Here is a 17,349-nt window from a genome sequence, read left to right as displayed (position 1 = left end):
TCCTCCGGCCGCTCGTGTACTACTGGCTGACGTCCTTCATGATCACGTCCGGGTTCCGCCAGTCCGGGTGGTCGAAGAACTTGCGCGTCTCCGAGCTGATCACCCCCGACAGCAGGATCAGACCCACCAGGTTGGGCAGCGCCATGAGACCGTTCGCGATGTCGCTGAAGAGCCACACCGAGTCCAGGTCGGCGACCGAGCCCACGAAGACGACCACGATGAAGAGCAGACGGTAGGGCAGCACCATGCGGCGGCCGCCCAGGAACTCCACGCAACGCTCACCGTAGTACGACCAGCCGAGCAGGGTGCTGAAGGCGAACACCGTCACGGAGACCGCCACGATCACGGCACCGGCCGAGCCCATCGCGGGGCTGATCGCTCCCAGCCCCTCCGTCATGGCCTGCGAGGTGAGCAGGGAGCCGTCCTCGGCGCCCTCCACCTGCCACACCCCGGTCACGATGATGACCAGACAGGTCATGCTGACCACGATGATGGTGTCGATGAAGGTCTGGGTCATGGAGACCATGGCCTGACGGACCGGCTGGGTGGTCTTGGCCGCAGCGGCCGCGATACCGCCGGTGCCCAGCCCGGACTCGTTGGAGAAGATGCCGCGCGCGAAGCCCAGCTGGATGGCGAGCAGCACACCGGCGCCCGCGAATCCGCCGGTCGCCGCGGTCCCCGTGAACGCCGAGGTGACGACCAGCTGGAAGGCGGGGAGCAGCGCCTGCCAGTTGGCGATCAGGACCACGAGGCAGATGCCGACGTAGCCGATGATCATGACGGGCACGAGGGCGGAGGTGACGCGTCCGATGCTCTTGATACCGCCGAGGATGACGGCGCCCGAGCCCACCATCAGGATCAGCCCGATGACCCACGTCTCCACGCCGGTGACGCTGTTCATCTGCTGGGCGACCGTGTTGGCCTGGGTTCCGTTGCCGATGCCGAAGGCGGCGATGGCACCGAAGACCGCGAAGGAGATGCCGAGGAAGGCCCCGAAGCGCCCGCCGACCCCGTACTTCAGGTAGTACATCGGGCCGCCGCTCTGCTCACCCTTGGCGTCGGTGCGGCGGTACTTCACGCCCATCAGGGCTTCGCTGTACTTGGTGGCCATCCCGAAGATGCCCATGACCCACATCCAGAACAGCGCGCCCGGACCACCGATCCCGATGGCCAGGGCCGCTCCGGCGATGTTGCCGACGCCGACCGTCGCGGCGAGCGCGGTGCTCAACGCCTGGTAGTGGGAGATGTCGCCCTCGACCGTCTCGTCCTCCTTCCGGCGGACGAAGGCCAGCCACAGGGCGTGCGGCAGTCGGAACAGCTGGATCAGGCGCAGCCGGACGGTGAGGTAGACACCGGTCAGGAACAGCAGGGGAATGAGGACGAACGGTCCCCAGATGATCTCCGACAGGACGCCGGCCATCTCTAGGAGGTGGTCCACGGAGGACCTCTCTTTCGGTGATTACGTGGGGTGGGGGGGGAACCAGCGGTGTCATTGGGGGGAACCAGGACCCTCGGAAACACGTTGGTACCGGTGGATACTGTTCGGTATCGGGAAAGAATGGCACTGACGCGTAACAAACAAATCACGCGAGGTCAGAATGCGTGTTACGGAATCTTTTCGTGTCTTCTCGCGTCTCCCGACTCCGGGGCCCGGGCTTCCCGGCTACCCCTCGCCGTCCTTTCCGTCCTCCTCCTTCACCTGGGCCAGGGCGAGTCTGCTGAGGAGCTCGGCCGCCTCGTCCGGGTCCGCCCCCTGTCCCACGGCCACGCCGAGCAGGTAGGTCGTGAGCGGGGCCGCCGGGCGGGCCACGGAGTGAGCGGCGTCGCGCGCGAGGTCGAGCACGCGGTCCACGTCGGGTTTCCGGAGGGGGTCGGTCCCGGTCAGCTCCAGTTCGGCGCGGACCAGTTCGGACCATTCCACGAGTGTCACCACACGGCTCCTTGGGTGTTCGTTCGGGTTTCGTTCGGCGATCACGGCCACACCGGGGTCATCCGCCGGTCAGTCGACCGTGCGGACGGCGTCACCACCTGATCGGCCAACCCGTGTCGGCGCTTCGGGCGAGGTTCTCCCGCCCGGCGATCCGGGTTCACTCCCCGACCCTAGCGTCGGAGGCACCCACCACTCGGCGTGACACCTCGGCGTTGGGAGCCCCGCATGTCCCCCACACCCCCGCCCTCCGTCCACCGGCCGCCCCTGCGCGTGGCCATCGTGACCGAGTCCTTCCTTCCGCAGGTCAACGGGGTCACCAACTCCGTGTGCCGGATCAGCGAGCACCTGGCGGCCGAGGGACACCAGGCACTCGTCCTCGCTCCCGGCCACGGCCCGACCTCGTACGCCGGCTTCCCGGTCGTCCGGACGCCCGCGCTGCCCCTGCCCGTGTACCGCGACTTCTCCATGGGGCTGCCCGCCCGGCGGACGATGACCGCCGCGATCCGCGCGTTCGCGCCCGACGTGCTGCACCTGGCCTCCCCCGCGCTGTTCGGCGCGACGGCGGTGGACGTGGCCCGCCGGTGGGCGCTGCCGACGGTGGCAGCGTTCCAGACCGACCTGCCCGGGTTCGCCGGACGCTACGGCCTGCCCGGGTCCGGGACGCTGTGGTCGCTGCTCCACCGCGTCCACTCGGCGGTGGACCGCACGCTGGTGCCGTCCTCGGCCACCCTGGAGGCGCTCTCCGGTCGGGGGTTCCCCCGGCTGGACCTGTGGCGCCGGGGTGTGGACGCCGCGCGCTTCTCCCCCGACCACCGGTCCGAGGAACTACGTCGCGAGCTGGCACCGAACGGTGAGGTGATCGTGGGGTACGTGGGCCGTCTGTCCCGCGACAAGCGGGTGCACCTGCTGGGCCATCTGGCGAGGCTGCGGGGGATGCGCCTGGTGGTGGTCGGGGACGGCCCGGACCGCGCCCGGCTGCGCCGCCTGCTGCCGGACGCCGTCTTCACGGGGCAGCGGACCGGCCCGGACCTCTCACGGCTGTACGCGTCACTGGACGTGTTCGTGCACACCGGTGCGGACGAGACCTTCTGCCAGACCGTGCAGGAGGCGCTGGCCTCGGGCGTACCGGTGGTCGTCCCGGCGGCGGGCGGCCCCGTGGACCTGGTGACGGAGGGGCACAACGGCCTGCTGTACCGGCCGGACTCGGTCCGTGAGCTGCGGGTGGCGGTGGGGCGGCTGGCCCACAACCGGGAGGTGCGGGCCCGGATGGCGGCCCGGGCCCGGCCCTCGGTGGCGCACCGCACGTGGCGGTCGGTCAACGAGGAGCTGGTGGAGCACTACAGAGCGGTGATCGCCCCGAGCCACGAGCTGGCCGCCCGCCGGGAGCGGATGACGGCCGGAGGCGTGTGACTGCGGCGCGGATCGGCCGGGAAGGGCGTGACGGGACCCTCCCTGGGAGAGAGAGGGAGGGTCCCGTCGGTGGTGACCGCCTCACCCCGTATAAGAGAGGCGGGCACGATCTGGGCGCGGACGCGCGGTCAGTGGACCGGCTGCGCGATCGCCGCCGGAGCCGGGATCACCGTGCTGGGCGACGGGGTGCCGGAGGCCGCGGTGTCGGAGAGCAGCGCCCCGAGGACCTCGGTGAGCCGGTCCAGGTGGGAGCGGATCCACGGCAGGGACAGGGGGTCCTCGGCGGACAGCGCCGCGTACCGCTTGTCCTCGGAGTCCCCGTACAGGAGGCTGGTGGCCACCCGCATCCGCAGGGCGGCGGAGCTCTCGCCGAACTCGACGGCGGGCAGCACCCCCATGCCGAAGTGCTCCAGGAGGTGCCCGGTCAGCTCCGGACCCGTGGTCACTCCGTGCAGCGCGGACAGCCGCTCACGGACCGGTTCGAAGTCCGGGTAGAGGTAGAAGGCCGCCGTCGGGGGCGAGACGAGCGCCCCGGCCCGGGAGAAGACGTCGGCGACGGCGCGGGCCACGACGCCGTGCAGGCGACGGCTGCGGTCCACGTGGTCACGCAGCTCGGCCGGTTCACCGAAGGCGTACGCGGCCGCCTGCTGGACGGGCGCGGCCGGGCTGGACCAGATCTCGCTGGCCACACCCAGGAGGCCGCCGCGCAGGCGGTGGCCGATCTCGGAGTCGGGCAGGCGCAGGACGCCGATCCGCCAGCCGCCGAGGGCCAGGTTCTTGCTGAGCCCGGTGGAGATGACGGTGCGCTCGGGCGCGTACTCGGCCGGGCTGTGGACCTCCGCGCGTTCCCGACCGTGCTCGTCCACGTGGACGAGGTCCCGGTAGATCTCGTCGGAGATGATCACGAGGTCGAGTTCGCGGGCGACCTCGGCCAGGCGGCGCACGGTCTCCGCCCGCGCGACGGTGCCGGTCGGGTTGTCCGGGACGGTGACGACCACCGCGTTGACCGTGCGTCCCTCCTCCCGGGCGGCGGTGACGGCGGCGTGCAGCAGGTCCGGCTGCGGTACCCCGCCCTGCCCGGTGGCGGTCGGCACCATCACCGGACGCTGGCCCACGAGGCGGCTCTGCGCGGCGTAGCTGACCCAGCTGGGCGCGGCGATGGCGGTGTCCCCGCCGATCTCCAGGAGCAGGCTGTAGAGCAGGGGCTTGCTGCCCGGACCGGCGATGACCAGGTCGGGGTCGGTGGGCAGGCCCCGGCGGTTCCAGTACCCGGCGGCGGCCTCACGCAGGTCGCTGGAACCGGCGACGGGCCCGTAGGAGTTGGCCGCGTTGCTCGCCGTGAGCTGGTCCCGCATGACCGGGTGCACCGGCAGACCGGCCTCACCGAACCCGAGCGGAAGCACGCGCAGCCCTTGGCGGCGCTTGTCGTTGAGGGCTTCGTTCACGGCGAGGGTGGCGGACACAGTGACGGTCATGGATGACTCATCTCCGGCTTGTCGTTAGGCGCTGACCACCGGTTGAGCTGGGCTCTCGTCCAGCTGGTGGCCTCTCACACCCCAGCCTGCCCAGATCCCGCCATCAGTACAAGCGAGTCTTTTCGATGCTGAGCATAAGATGACCTAATGCTTGACCTTCGACGACTCCAGCTCCTCCGCGAGTTCAGTACGCGCGGGACCATCGCCGCGACCGCGCACGCCCTGGGATACACGCCTTCGGCGGTGTCCCAACAGCTCGCCACGCTCGAACGCGAGACGGGGGTGGCGCTGCTGGACCGGTCGCCGCGCGGCGCCGAACTGACCGACGCCGGACAACTGCTCGTGAACCAGGCCGAGGAGATCCTGGCCCTGGTCGAGGCGGCCGAGTCCGTGCTGGCCGAGCAGTCGAACATCGCCCTGGGGGTGGTGACGGTCACGGCCTTCCCGACCGCCGCCGTGGCGTTCGCTCCGCTGTTGGCGCCGCCGCTGCGCGGCTACGAGGGCATGCAGCTGGTCCTGAGGCAGACCCTCCTGGCCACCGGCACCCAGAAGGTGCGCTCCCGCGAGGTGGACATCGCCCTGGTGGACGACTGGACGGGGCAGCACCCGGGCCGGGGCCCCGACAGCGGCCTGCGCCACGTGCACCTGCTGCGGGACCCGATGGTGCTGGCGGTCCCGGAGGGCCACCGGCTGGCCGACCCGGAGGTCCCGCTGGTGCTGGACCAGATGCTGGGTGAGTCGTGGATCGTGGCGCCGGAGGGCGAGCGCTCGCGGCACGGCACGGAGAAGCTGTTCGCCGAGGTGGGCGGGTTGCCCGCGGCGACGTGGGAGTTCGAGGGGCTGGGCACGATCCTCAGCCTGGTCTCGCGGGGCATCGGGATCGCGGCGGTCCCGGCCCTGGCCATGGTGGGTGCCCCGGCGGGTCTGGTGTACCGGCGGTTCCCCTCGTCACCGGAGCGGCACGTGTACGCGGTGCTGCGTCCGGCGTCGCTGCGGCGCCCGGCCGTGCAGGTGACCCTGTCGGCGCTCCGGGACGCCGCCCGCAGCGTGGAGCGGGAGCTCAGCCCGGTCTCCCCGCGCGTCCAGGGGCCGAGGTGACGGCGCGGGCGCGCACACGGCCCGCCCCTTCAGGGGACGGGCCGTGTTCGGTGTTCTGTCGGTCGCTTCCGGTGGCCTGTACGGGTACCGGTCACGCGTCGTTGCTCCTTCGGCGCGCCTTGTCGATCCTGCGGCGGAGCTTGCGACAGACGTGGCGAGCTCGGTCGCGGTCGTCGCGGGCGTTCCACCAGCGCGCGTAGGCTTCCAGTCTTCTCTTGCGCAGGGAGTCCAGCTCGGCCTCCATCCGGTTCACCCGGTGCTCCAGGTCGATGCGTTCTCGTTCGAACGACGACATGTCGCGTTCGTGGAAACCGGCCTCGCGCTCGGCGCTGACCAGCCGATCCGTGAGACCTTCGGTGACGTTTCCACCCTTGGCGATCCGGCTGACGCCGGCCTGTCCGCTGATGCCTTCGAACCACACAGTTCTGGTCTTTCCTGTGGCGGCCCGAGATCACCGATCGCTACGCAAAGAATGCAGAAAGTGTTCAAAGCGGACTTTTTGGGAGCCGATGTCTGGACACGGAACCTCGGCTAGGCCACCATGACCCGCTCGGACGCCGAGCGGCCCTGACCGCTCCCCCGGAGCCGCGTGTAGACCGCCTCGAACCGGTCCAGCGACCGGTGGTGGTCGTGCTCCTGGGCGATCTCGCGACTCGCCCGTCCCAGCTCCCCGCGTCGCCCTTCCGAGCCGAGCACCGACAGCAGACGGTCGGCCAGGCGCACGTGGTCGCCCGGCGGGAACAGGAAGCCGTTGCGCCCCTCCTCCACCAGGTGGGGCAGCGCCATCGCGTCGGCGGCCACCACGGGCAGACCCGTGGACATCGCCTCCAGCGTGGCGATGCTCTGGAGCTCGGCCACGCTCGCGATGGCGAAGACGTCCGCCGCCGCGTAGACCATCGGCAGGTCCTCGTCCGGCACGAAACCCAGGAAGAACACCCGGTCCGCCACGCCGAGCCGGGCGGCGATCGCGCGCAGCTCCGCCTCACGCTGCCCGGTCCCGGCCAGCACCAGCTGCGCGTCGCGCTCGGGGACGATCATCGCCAGCGCCCGGATCGTGTCGTCGATCCGCTTCTCCTCGTCCAGCCGCCCCACGAAGACCACCGTGTCCCGCTCGGGCAGGCCGAAACGGTCCCTGGCCGCCGCGCGGTCCCCGGCCCGGGGGTGGAAGCGGTCGAGGTCGATCCCGCAGGAGATCGCCTCGATCTCCCGGGCGAACCCCCGCTCGCGCAGGAGTTCTGCCGCGCGCGGGGTCGGGGTGGTCACGTGGTCGGCCTCCCCGGCCACGCGGACCATGTCCCGCCAGGCCAGCGAGCCCGCCGCGTGCTGCATCGGTCGCGGCACGCGGGCGTGCGCGTACAGGTTGTCCGGCATGAAGTGGTTGGTCAGGACCACGGGCACGCCCTCCGCCCGCCCCCGACGCAGGGCCGAACGGCTGAGGGGGAAGTGGCTCTGCACGTGGAGGACGTCGGGGTCCAGTCGCCGCAGGACCCGGGCGATGTGCCCGCCCATCCCCAGGGGGACGGCCGCCCGCATCGCGCTCTGGAAGGGGATCGGGGCCGAGCGCAGCCGGTGCTCGGTGACGTTCCCGTTGACCGTGACGTGGGGTTCGCCCCCCTCGGAGGGGCACACGACGTGCACCCGGTGCCCGCGTCCGGCCAGCCCCTCCGCCAGGCGGAACGTGAAGTAGCCAGCGCCGTTGACGTCGGGCGGGTAGGTGTCCGAGGCGATCAGGACGCGCAGTGGACGGTTCGGCTGTGCCATCTGGGATCTCCCTGTTTCAACGAGTGCGGCTACTGGGGGGCGGCGGAGGGACCGGGGTCGCTGTCCGCCTCCGGGTTGCGGTGCCGGGACCGGGCCAGGGTGACGGTGCCCGCGAAGGCGACGAGGGCGAACAGCACCGCCCCGACCTGTTCGACGGGGGTGTCCGGCACCCCCTCACCGAGCAGCAGCGCGCCGATGCCCACGCCGACCACCGGGTCGGCGATCAGCAGGGTGGCGTACGCGGCGGCGAAGTGCCCGGTCCGATAGGCGTTCTGGAGCAGGAGGGCGCCGAAGACCGCGGTGGCCCCCGCCATGACGGTGAGCCAGCTGACGAGGTTGACCGGGTCCTCCACGGCGCGGGAGGTGATCACCCGGGCCAGACCCGACGTGGTGCCGAGGGCGGCGCCACCCGCGGCCGCGAGCAGCAGGGCGCGCACCCCGCTGGGCAGCCAGTGGGCGGTCAGGTACACGAGGCCGCCGGCCGCGATCATCCCGCCGGACAGCCACAGCGCGGTCTGGGTCGACATGACCGGCGGATGGGAGCTGTGCGGGAAGGTCGTCAGGAGGCCGACCAGGCCGACCATCACCGCGACCCCGGCCAGGATCTGCGCGACGCGGACCCGCTGCCGGTTGAACACGGCGGACAGCACGATCGCGAACAGCAGCCCGGTGACGCCGATCGGCTGGATGATGGTCAGTGGCGCCCCGCTCAGGGCGAGCAGGTGGAGGCAGGCCCCCAGCACCGCCGCCCCGGTGCCGAGGAGCCAGCGGGGCTGGCGCAGCAGGTGCAGGAGGAAGCCCGCCCGCGCGACCTTCCGCCCGGGGGCGCGCACCGCGTCGCGTTCCTGGAGAGCCGAGCCCAGAGCCAGGGCGAAGGCCCCCGCCACGGCCATGAGTACGTGCAACGGCATCAGGCGAACCACCCCGTCGAGGCCGAACCCGTCGTCCCCGGTGCTCCGCGCATCACCGCATCCCCCGCCACTCGGTTCTCCCCGCGCCCGGCAACCGGGCACGGGCAAAACAGTACGGAGGGACGGCGTGCTACGGCGATAACGCCACCCCCCGTCTTTCTCGTAGTGTCGTCCCCACCTCGCGGGGACGGGCACACACCCACACGCGTGTCGGGGTTCCACCCCGGTTTCGGCACCGCCCGGGCCCGGGTCCCCCTCCCCTACGTCTCCCGCAAAAGCCGGGGCGTCAAGAGTCCTCGCGGGTCAAGAGTGGGTATTGGGTGGTCCCGAATAGCGGAGCCCGCCCGGACCGATTGCCCCGGGACCCTGTGCCGCCGTAGCCGGACGTGACACTATGTCCGGGTATTGGTCTAGACCGGACAGGAGCAGTGCCGCGTGCCTGAGAACCCCCACCCCGATCCCCTTTCCCTGCTTCCCCGGCCCCGGGAGCTGACCACCGACGGTTCCGGCGGACTCACCCTGACCTCCGCCACCCGTGTCTCCGCGGACCACGAAGCCCAGGGCACGCTGGCCTGGCTCCAGCGCGAGCTCGGCGCGGCCACCGGCCTGCCCCTGGCCACCGGCGACGAGGAGGACGCCCAGATCCGGCTGAGCGTCGATCCGGGCGCGGGACTCGGCCGGGAGGGCTACCGCCTGATCATCGACTCCGAGGGCGCGATCGTGGTGGGCAACGAACCCGCCGGGGTGTTCTACGGGGTGCAGACCCTGCGCCAGCTGCTGCCCGTCGACGCCTACCGCTCCAGCCCCCTGAGCGGCGCCGAGTGGCGTCTGCCCGCAGTGAGCATCACCGACGCCCCGCGCTTCCAGTGGCGCGGCGCGATGCTGGACATCGCCCGCCACTTCCAGCCCAAGCGCGAGATCCTGCGCTTCATCGACCTGCTCGCGCTGCACAAGCTCAACGTGCTGCACCTGCACCTGACCGACGACCAGGGCTGGCGGGTCGAGATCCGCCGCTACCCGAAACTGACCGAGGTCGCCTCCTGGCGCACCGAGAGTCAACTGGGCGCCACCAAGCCCGCGACCTTCGACGACCGACCGCACGGCGGCTTCCTCACGCAGGACGACATCCGCGAGATCGTCGCCTACGCGGACGCCCGACACGTCGCGGTGGTCCCGGAGATCGACGTCCCCGGCCACTCCCAGGCGGCCATCCACGCCTACCCCGAGCTGGGTGAGGTCGGGCAGATCCCGGTGGGCACCCAGTGGGGCGTCTTCGAGGAGATCCTCGCCGTCACCGACAACGTCCTGGAGTTCTACAAGAACGTCTTCGACGAGATCATCGAGCTCTTCCCGAGCACCTACGTCCACGTGGGCGGGGACGAGGTCCCCAAGACCCAGTGGAAGAACAGCGCCTCCGCCCAGAAGCGGATCAGGGACGAGGGACTGGCCGACGAGGACGAGCTCCAGAGCTGGTTCATCCGCCAGCTCGACGACCACCTCACCCAGCGCGGCCGTCGCCTGCTCGGCTGGGACGAGATCCTGGAGGGCGGCCTCGCGTCGGGCGCGACGGTGATGTCGTGGCGCGGCGAGGAGGGCGGCATCGCGGCGGCCCGCGCCGGACACGACGTGATCATGGCCCCCACCGCCACGTCCTACCTGGACTACAAGCAGTCCGAGCGGCCGGACGAGCCGGTTCCGGTGGGCACGCTCCTGCGGGTGGAGGACGTGTACGCGGGCGAGCCGGTCCCCGCCGACCTCACCGTAGAGGAGGCCCGGCACGTCCTCGGCGGGCAGGTGAACCTCTGGAGCGAGCACGTCGACAACGCGCGCAGGCTCGACTTCATGGTCTTCCCGCGCCTGACCGCCTTCGCCGAGAAGATCTGGTCCGAGGGGGAGCGCGACTTCACCGAGTTCGAGCCGCGTCTGCGCCACCACCTGCGCAGGCTCGACGCGGCGGGCGTGGAGTACCGTCCGCTCGACGGCCCGCGCCCCTGGCAGACCCGCCCCGGCGTCTACGGCTGGGGCTACCAGCCCGGCCAGGAGGCCCCGGAGCAGGGCCACGCCGGAGCGTAGACGACCCGTCGGGGCCGGTCCCGTGTGGGGTCGGCCCCGACGGCCGCACGGCCTCAGAAGTAGGTGGCGATCGCGTCGACCACGCGGTGGTCGTCGTCCACCACCGGAATGACCTGCCAGCGGTCGAAGGCCGTGCACGGGTGGGAGATCCCGAAGGAGACCAGGTCGCCGGGGCGCACTCCCAGACCCTCGGGCACGTCGAGGTAGGCGTGGTGGTCGTTGAGGCCGGTGACCTCGACACCTTCGGCCGGGACCACCGACCCGTCGCGCCTGCGCAGGACGCGCGGGACGGGGAATCCCTGGTCGAAGTTGGCCTCGCGGCGGCCCATCCCGGCGATCGCCCGCCCCCGCTCCGGGGTGGACGTGACCTGCGCCCACAGCTCCAGGGCCCCGGACAGCGCGTCGCCGCCCTCGGGCAGCCGGTTGTACGGCGTGGTCCGCCGGTACAGGCCGTCGTCGTGGGCGACGTAGGCCCCGCTGCGCAGGATCGGCGTGACGTCCTCCCGGCCGCCGATCTCCTGGGCGACCACGTCGAACCACGCGCTGCCACCCACCGAGAGAACCGGACGCTCCAGGCCGTGTTCGGAGGCCAGGGCGGCGGCGTCCCCGAGGAGGTCCCCCAGGAAGCCCCGGACCCCCTCGGCGTCGCTGAGCGAACCCTCGTACCCGGCCACTCCGGCCAGCTCCAGGCCCGGAGCCCGTACGACCTCCCGGGCCACGGCCAGCACCGCCTCCCGCGTGCGGCAGCCCGTGCGACCGCCCGGCGTGCCGCGCTCCACCATCACCCGGAGGGGTCGGCCGCCGTCGCCCGACGCCTCCGAAGCCAGGGCGACCCCCTCGGAGGAGTCGACGTAGAAGAGGAACGCGAAGTCGGGGTCGGCGTCCTGCTCCGCCGCCACCCAGCGCAGGACCCGGGGGTCCAGGAGCTCGTTGGCCAGCAGGACGCGGTCCACCCCGAACCGGCGGAAGTCCAGGACCTGGTTGGCGGTGGCGGCGGTGATCCCCCAGGCGCCCGCGTCGAGCTGGCGCTGGGTGAGCACGGGGGACATCGCGGTCTTGCCGTGGGGCGCGAACAGGAGTCCGTGGCCGCGCGTGAACTCGGCCAGCGCGGCGATGTTGCGGTCCAGCGAGGAGGCGCGGAGCACCATGAGCGGCCAGGTGAAGGGGCCGCTGAACAGGTGGTCCCCACGCGCGGCGAACTCGGTCAGGGTGACGGGCTCGCCCGGCCACCACAGGCCCTTGGTACGCCAGTCGACGTGTTCCCGGGGGATGCACAGCCGTTCGCTCACGTGGCCTCCACTTCCTGATGGGGGTGTTCTCGCTCCGATCCTCCCACTGGGGGCGTCGGGGCGCCTCCCTCCGGGGCGGGGTTCGCGCGTACGGACACGGCCGGACCCGCCCGGCACGCCGGGCGGGTCCGCCGCTGCGGTGGGGGTCAGTCGCCCGCGGGCGCCCCGACCGACTCCGACTCGGGTTCCCTGGCCGCGGTCGTGGAGTCGAGGAACTCCTCGATGGCCTTCTGGCCCCGGTCCGGGTAGTCCGTGATGAAGCCGTCCACGCCCATCTCCAGGACCCGCCCCATCACCTGGGTGTCGTTGATCGTGTAGGGCATGATCTCCAGGCCCGCGTCGTGCACCCGGTCGACGTAGTCGGCGTCGACGGTCGTGTGGTTCGGGTTGATCATGTGGGCCCAGTCGAACTCGGGGATCCGCTCTTCGGGGACCCGGCCGAGCAGCGCGTGCGGCACCGCGGGCAGGATCCCCTTCGAGAGTTCCGTGGACTCCCAGTCGAAACTCTGCACCACGAGCCGGGAGGGCTGGTCGGGCGCGTTGGGCATGAGCCAGTACGGGTGCCGGGCCAGCTCGTCCGCGATCCGGTTCTCGATGCCCGGGTACCGGGACGGCTCCTTGACCTCCAGGAGGAGGTTCATCCGGTGCTTCTTCAGGCGGTTCAGGGCCTGGCTGAGGAGCGGTACGGGTTCCCCGGCGAACGCGTCGTCGAAGGACGAACCGGCGTCGAGGCGGCGGATCTCCGCCAGCGTGAAGTCACCGACGTCGTAGGGCGCGCGGTTCGGGAAGACCTCCTCGACGTCGGTGGTGCGGTCGAGTCGCGTGTCGTGCATGAGGATCAACTGGTCGTCGGAGGTGAGCTGGACGTCCACCTCCACGGTCTCCGCGCCGAGGCGGTGGGCCTCGTCGATCGCCGCGAGGGTGTTCTCGGGCGCGTGTCCGGAGGCGCCCCGGTGGGCGACGGCGATGAGGGGGCGGTTCCGTGACGACTGCTGGGACGGAAGAACACTGGCGCCGGGGGTCACCCGCTGCGCCGTCGCGGCCTTGGTGACCGCGACCGCCTCCGAGGACGCGCTGGCGGGGACCGCGAGCGCGGAGCTCGATCCCAGGGCCAACATGAGTGATACGGCTCCGACTACGAATCCGATGCGCTGGTGCACCGGGCCTCCCAAGTACGCGTGGACTGGCCGACTGCTACCTCAGGGTGAGTGCGCTTGGTGACCGGACGGTGACCACGCGCGGAGCAGCCGGTGATCCGACGCCCATCTTCTGGTGGGTCCGTACCCCTCGGGCCACGGGAGCCCCACCCGTCAATCTCACCCTATGTAGGCAATTGATCGCTTCATGTCCGGTTTTTGACTGTAAGGCCCCTCCATAATCACGGAGAGTCCTGTAGACATCACGAGTAGTAGTCGATGGGAAGGAACTCTCATGCGCAAGCACCACACGAGGTGGGTCGCGCTCTTCAGTGCCGCCGCGATCTCCACGACGGGGCTGGTCGGCCTCGCCGGGCCCGCCGCGGCGGACGACGAGGACGCGAAGGCGCTCAGCTGGCCGGTCGTGCGACAGGGGGTGTCCACCTTCAGCATCGACGGGTTCGAGATCACCTACCTGCCCGACGGGCTGGAGCGCTACGGCATCAACGCCACGTCCACGACGGACCGTCAGGGCAACAGCCAGTCCCAGATCTCGTGGGTGCAGGGCCCGGACCAGTTGTACGGCCGGGTCTCCGTCCTGCGCTCGGAACGCCTCCAGGACCTGGAGGACGTTCGCGAGAGCCGGTACAGCCACCTCGCGCAGAGCTCCCTGGAGGAGGTACCGGCGGGCGAGTCCTTCGGGCACGGCGCGTACCTGTCCGAGGAGACCGGCGACCTCTTCTGGGTGGAGAGCCCGGGCGTCGCCGTCGCCACCCACCTCCAGCCGGAGCGCTGGGAGCGCGCGGAGCTGGTGCGGCTCGCGGAGGGCGTCACCGAGGAGACGGCACCGCAGGCCGAGACGGAGGCACCGGCGGCCGAGGACGCGAGCGTGGTCGTGGTCGAGGAGGACCCCCCGGCCGGGGACGCCGCCGACGTGGCGACCGCCGAGGAGGCTCCTGCGGAGACCCCCGTGGAGGAGGCTCCGGTGGAGGAGGCTCCGGTGGAGGAGGCCCCCGCCGAGGAAGCTCCGGCTGAAGAAGCCCCGGCTGAAGAGGCGCCCGCCCAGGAGGCCCCGGTCGAGGAAGCACCCGCCGAGGAAGCCCCGGCCGCCGAGGCTCCCACCGAGGAGACTCCGGTGGAGGAAGCCCCTGCTGAAGAGGCACCCGTGGAGACGCCGGTCGAGGAGGCCCCGGCCGAGGAAGCCCCCAGCGCGGAGGCTCCCGCCGAGGAGGCCCCCGTGGACGAGGAGGTGGTCGACGGCGCCGAGCTCGACGAGATCACCCCGATCGAGGAGGCCCCCGCGGAGGAGACTCCCGCCGAGGCCGCTCCGGTCGCCGACGAGGCCCCGGCCGGGAACACCGCGTCCCCGGACCAGGCCGACCTCCCCGAGAACGTCTCCTCGCGCGAGATCAAGACCTGCCTCACCGAGCACTTCGTGGACTTCGGCTCCGGTGAGTCCGAGCTCGACACCGCGCGAATGAGCGGGACCAGCGGCGCGCTCGTCGAGCGGGCGCTGTCCGGCGCCGACCTCGACGACGCCCAGCGCGACCGCCTGCTGGCCACGGTCTGGTACTACGGCGACGAGGCCGCCAAGGAAACCGCCACCAACGACTGCGCGCACCGGTTCGGTATGGAGCCCGCCGAGGTGGAGGAGGTCCTCGCGGAGGTCTCCGGGCTCATCGGTGAGCTCGCCCAGGAGCGCGACCAGAGCGTCTCCAGCTCGATGGACGAGGTCCGGAGGACGCACGACGCCGCCGAGGCCGGAGCGGTGACGGACCCGGTGGGCGCCGAGGAATGGGCCGAACTCTGGGACTCCCTGCCGTGGTCCATCCCGGTGGAGAACTCCTGACCTCACCTTCCGACCCGTGCCGACCGAAGCCCGGTCGTGAGCCGAACGCGTTCACGGCCGGGCTTCGGTCATGCCCGGGCCCCGGCCCCCGACACCTTGCGGGTCGAGGCCGACAACCAAGGTCCCGAACCCCCGATGACCCGACATCCGTGCCAATTCATGCTGTACCGTCACCCTCGATCGGCCGGTTTCCACCGAGGACCGGTCGGCGCCCCGTCCTCCCTCCCCGGAGCGACACCCCCAGACGGGCGGCGAACCCGCCCTCCCCCGTCCGCAGGAGGTCTGCGCTCATGTCCGGATTCACCACCCGACCCCAGCTCCGCGGCGACTTCGGCATGGTCGCCTCCACCCACTGGCTGGCCAGCGCCACCGGCATGTCCGTCCTGGAACGCGGTGGCAACGCCTTCGACGCGGCGGTCGCCGCGGGCTTCACCCTCCAGGTCGTCGAGCCCCACCTGAACGGTCCCGGCGGCGAGGTCCCCGTCATCTTCCAGGCCCCGGGCGGGTCTCCGCGCGTGCTCTGCGGCCAGGGCGTCTCCCCCGCCGCCGCCACCATCGGGGCCTTCGAGGGACTCGGGCTGGACCGGGTCCCCGGCAGCGGCGTCCTCGCGGCCACCGTCCCCGGTGCCTTCGACGCCTGGATGCAGCTCCTGCGCGACCACGGCACCATGTCCGTCCGAGAGGTCCTGGACCACGCCATCGGCCTGGCCGAACGCGGCTACCCCGTCCTGGGCAGGATCGCGACCGCCCTGGAGACGCTCGCCCCGGTGTTCTCCCAGCACTGGGCGGGCTCGGCCGCCGTCTACCTGCCGCACGGCTCCGCCCCGGCGGCCGGAACCCGGCTGCGCAACCCCGCCCTCGCCGCCACCTACCGACGCGTGGTCTCCGAGGCCGAGGCGGCGGGCGGCGACCGTGAGGCCCAGATCGAGGCGGCCCGCCGTTCCTGGTACCAGGGCTTCGTCGCGGAGGCGATCGGCGCCTTCCTCTCCGAGCCCGTCCCCAACGGTCACGGCGAGCCCCAGCGGGCCCTGCTGACCGCGCAGGACATGGCCGACTGGAGCGCGACCTACGAGGACACCGTCAGCACGGCCTACGGTTCCCACACCGTGCACAAGACCGGCCCCTGGGGTCAGGGTCCCGTCATGCTCCAGCAGCTGCGCATGGCCGAGGCGGCCGGGGTCGGGACCGACGCCCGTCAGGGCGTGAGTTCGGACTTCGTGCACTGGAGCACCGAGATCGCCAAGCTCGCCTTCGCGGACCGCGAGGGGTGGTACGGCGACCCCGAGTTCGTCGACGTCCCGCTCAAGGACCTGCTCGGCTCCGACTACGCCGCCGAGCGGGTGCGCGGGATCAGTGGAGAGCGCGCCAGCCTGGAACCGCACCCGGGCGCCCCGGGCGGTCGCGCCCCCTTCGAGGCGCCCGTGTACCTGGCCGGGGAGACCCCGGGCGACCGCACCACGGGAGAGCCCACCGTCCGCGACGCCGCCGGGCGGACCCCCACCGACCTGCGTGGGGACACCTGTCACGTGGACGTGGTGGACGCCGACGGCACCATGGTCTCCGCGACGCCCAGCGGCGGTTGGTTCAGCAGCTCGCCGCTCATCCCCGAGCTCGGGTTCCCCCTGGGCACGCGGGCGCAGATGTTCTGGCTCGACCCGGCCTCGCCCAACGCCCTGGCTCCGCGCCGCCGCCCCCGCACCACCCTCTCCCCCACCCTGGTGACCCGGGAGGACGGCGAGGCGGTCCTGGCCATCGGCACCCCCGGTGGTGACCAGCAGGACCAGTGGACCACCACGGCCCTTCTGCGGGTCCTCAACGGCGTGGACGACCTCCAGGAGGCCCTGGACACCCCCATGTTCCACACCAACGCCTTCCCCAGCTCCTTCCACCCGCGCGAGACCGTCCCGGGCGACCTGGTCGTGGAGCCGGGCGTGGGCGAAGAGGTCGTCGACGACCTCCGGCGCCGCGGGCACCGGGTGCAGGTCGCCCAGGAGTGGTCACTGGGCCGTCTGGCAGCGGTCGCCCGGGACCCGGAGAGCGGCGAACTGCGCGCGGCGGCCGATCCCCGGGGCGCGCAAGGGTACGCCGCCGGGCGCTGACCCGCTCGGGCAGACGAAAACGTACGGAAGCCCCCTCCGACTGGACAGGAGGGGGCTTTGTCGCGGGCTGGGGGTAGTGCCATGGCTTGACCGGACCTCTTGCCAAATCGGTCGGTCACTGCTTATGTAGACCTGTGCGGCGGGACCCCGGCCTGCGAGGCCCTGGAATCCGCCACAACTCCATACCACCCAAGGGCCGACCACCGCTGTCTCCCCCTCCCTCAGCGGCGGCCCTGTCCCCCCTCCTAACCGAGGCCTGCCTTCCCCTCCCGGCGGTTTTTCGGACATGGAGAAGGAAGGGGCCGTGGGGGGGGGGGG

General features: G+C 71.9%; 13 protein-coding genes. 5 read left to right on the top strand and 8 right to left on the bottom strand.

Features of this window, described 5'->3' with window-relative positions:
* Positions 1-19 precede the first annotated feature (19 nt).
* Both ACRWK8_RS21295 and ACRWK8_RS21290 read right to left on the bottom strand, forming a co-directional pair.
* Complete coding sequence (locus ACRWK8_RS21295) at positions 20-1,438, bottom strand: alanine/glycine:cation symporter family protein (RefSeq protein WP_431872426.1); 1,419 nt, start codon at positions 1,436-1,438, stop codon at positions 20-22.
* Between the two features lie 225 nt (positions 1,439-1,663).
* Entirely contained in the window at positions 1,664-1,930 is a 267-nt protein-coding gene (locus ACRWK8_RS21290) for a DUF6457 domain-containing protein (protein ID WP_431872424.1), read from the bottom strand.
* 225 nt (positions 1,931-2,155) lie between these two features.
* On the opposite strand from ACRWK8_RS21290, the gene ACRWK8_RS21285 reads away from it, so the two are divergent.
* Positions 2,156-3,340, top strand: a complete 1,185-nt coding sequence (locus ACRWK8_RS21285) for a glycosyltransferase family 4 protein (RefSeq protein ID WP_431872422.1) — start codon at positions 2,156-2,158, stop codon at positions 3,338-3,340.
* Between the two features lie 128 nt (positions 3,341-3,468).
* Here ACRWK8_RS21285 and ACRWK8_RS21280 read toward each other — a convergent pair whose 3' ends face one another.
* Positions 3,469-4,815, bottom strand: coding sequence for a pyridoxal phosphate-dependent aminotransferase (locus tag ACRWK8_RS21280; RefSeq protein ID WP_378737204.1), 1,347 nt, complete (start codon positions 4,813-4,815; stop codon positions 3,469-3,471).
* A 147-nt stretch (positions 4,816-4,962) separates the two neighbouring features.
* On the opposite strand from ACRWK8_RS21280, the gene ACRWK8_RS21275 reads away from it, so the two are divergent.
* Positions 4,963-5,913 (top strand): LysR family transcriptional regulator, encoded by a 951-nt coding sequence (locus ACRWK8_RS21275; protein ID WP_352387775.1) that lies wholly within the window; start codon positions 4,963-4,965, stop codon positions 5,911-5,913.
* 91 nt (positions 5,914-6,004) lie between these two features.
* Here the strand turns inward: ACRWK8_RS21275 and ACRWK8_RS21270 are convergent, their stop codons facing one another.
* The 3 genes from ACRWK8_RS21270 to ACRWK8_RS21260 form a co-directional block, all read right to left on the bottom strand.
* On the bottom strand, positions 6,005-6,334 hold the full coding sequence (locus tag ACRWK8_RS21270) for a hypothetical protein (RefSeq protein WP_431872419.1): 330 nt from the start codon (positions 6,332-6,334) through the stop codon (positions 6,005-6,007).
* A gap of 110 nt (positions 6,335-6,444) precedes the next feature.
* Entirely contained in the window at positions 6,445-7,674 is a 1,230-nt protein-coding gene (locus ACRWK8_RS21265) for a glycosyltransferase (RefSeq protein WP_431872417.1), read from the bottom strand.
* A gap of 29 nt (positions 7,675-7,703) precedes the next feature.
* Positions 7,704-8,585 (bottom strand): DMT family transporter, encoded by an 882-nt coding sequence (locus tag ACRWK8_RS21260; RefSeq protein ID WP_352388023.1) that lies wholly within the window; start codon positions 8,583-8,585, stop codon positions 7,704-7,706.
* A 435-nt stretch (positions 8,586-9,020) separates the two neighbouring features.
* Here ACRWK8_RS21260 and ACRWK8_RS21255 point away from each other — a divergent pair, with 435 nt between their 5' ends.
* Complete coding sequence (locus tag ACRWK8_RS21255) at positions 9,021-10,658, top strand: beta-N-acetylhexosaminidase (RefSeq protein WP_378737216.1); 1,638 nt, start codon at positions 9,021-9,023, stop codon at positions 10,656-10,658.
* Positions 10,659-10,711: 53 nt separating this feature from the next.
* On the opposite strand, the gene ACRWK8_RS21250 is transcribed toward ACRWK8_RS21255, so the two are convergent.
* Together ACRWK8_RS21250 and ACRWK8_RS21245 are read right to left on the bottom strand one after the other, a co-directional pair.
* Positions 10,712-11,947 carry an alanine racemase gene (locus ACRWK8_RS21250; RefSeq protein ID WP_431872414.1) on the bottom strand — a complete coding sequence of 412 codons (1,236 nt, stop codon included), beginning with the start codon at positions 11,945-11,947 and terminating at the stop codon, positions 10,712-10,714.
* A gap of 146 nt (positions 11,948-12,093) precedes the next feature.
* Entirely contained in the window at positions 12,094-13,065 is a 972-nt protein-coding gene (locus ACRWK8_RS21245) for a glycerophosphodiester phosphodiesterase (RefSeq protein WP_378737220.1), read from the bottom strand.
* Positions 13,066-13,378: 313 nt separating this feature from the next.
* On the opposite strand from ACRWK8_RS21245, the gene ACRWK8_RS21240 reads away from it, so the two are divergent.
* Both ACRWK8_RS21240 and ACRWK8_RS21235 read left to right on the top strand, forming a co-directional pair.
* Positions 13,379-14,932, top strand: coding sequence for a hypothetical protein (locus tag ACRWK8_RS21240; RefSeq protein ID WP_431872412.1), 1,554 nt, complete (start codon positions 13,379-13,381; stop codon positions 14,930-14,932).
* Between the two features lie 290 nt (positions 14,933-15,222).
* The gene (locus tag ACRWK8_RS21235) at positions 15,223-17,031 is read left to right on the top strand and encodes a gamma-glutamyltransferase family protein (RefSeq protein ID WP_378737224.1); all 1,809 of its coding nucleotides are present in this window, start codon (positions 15,223-15,225) and stop codon (positions 17,029-17,031) included.
* Positions 17,032-17,349 lie beyond the last annotated feature (318 nt).

The sequence above is a fragment of the Nocardiopsis eucommiae genome, from assembly GCF_965344335.1.
Classification (GTDB): Bacteria; Actinomycetota; Actinomycetes; order Streptosporangiales; family Streptosporangiaceae; genus Nocardiopsis; species Nocardiopsis eucommiae.
The sequence above is the reverse complement of the archived record's forward strand: the minus strand, read 5'-3'. Positions and strand labels throughout refer to the sequence as shown.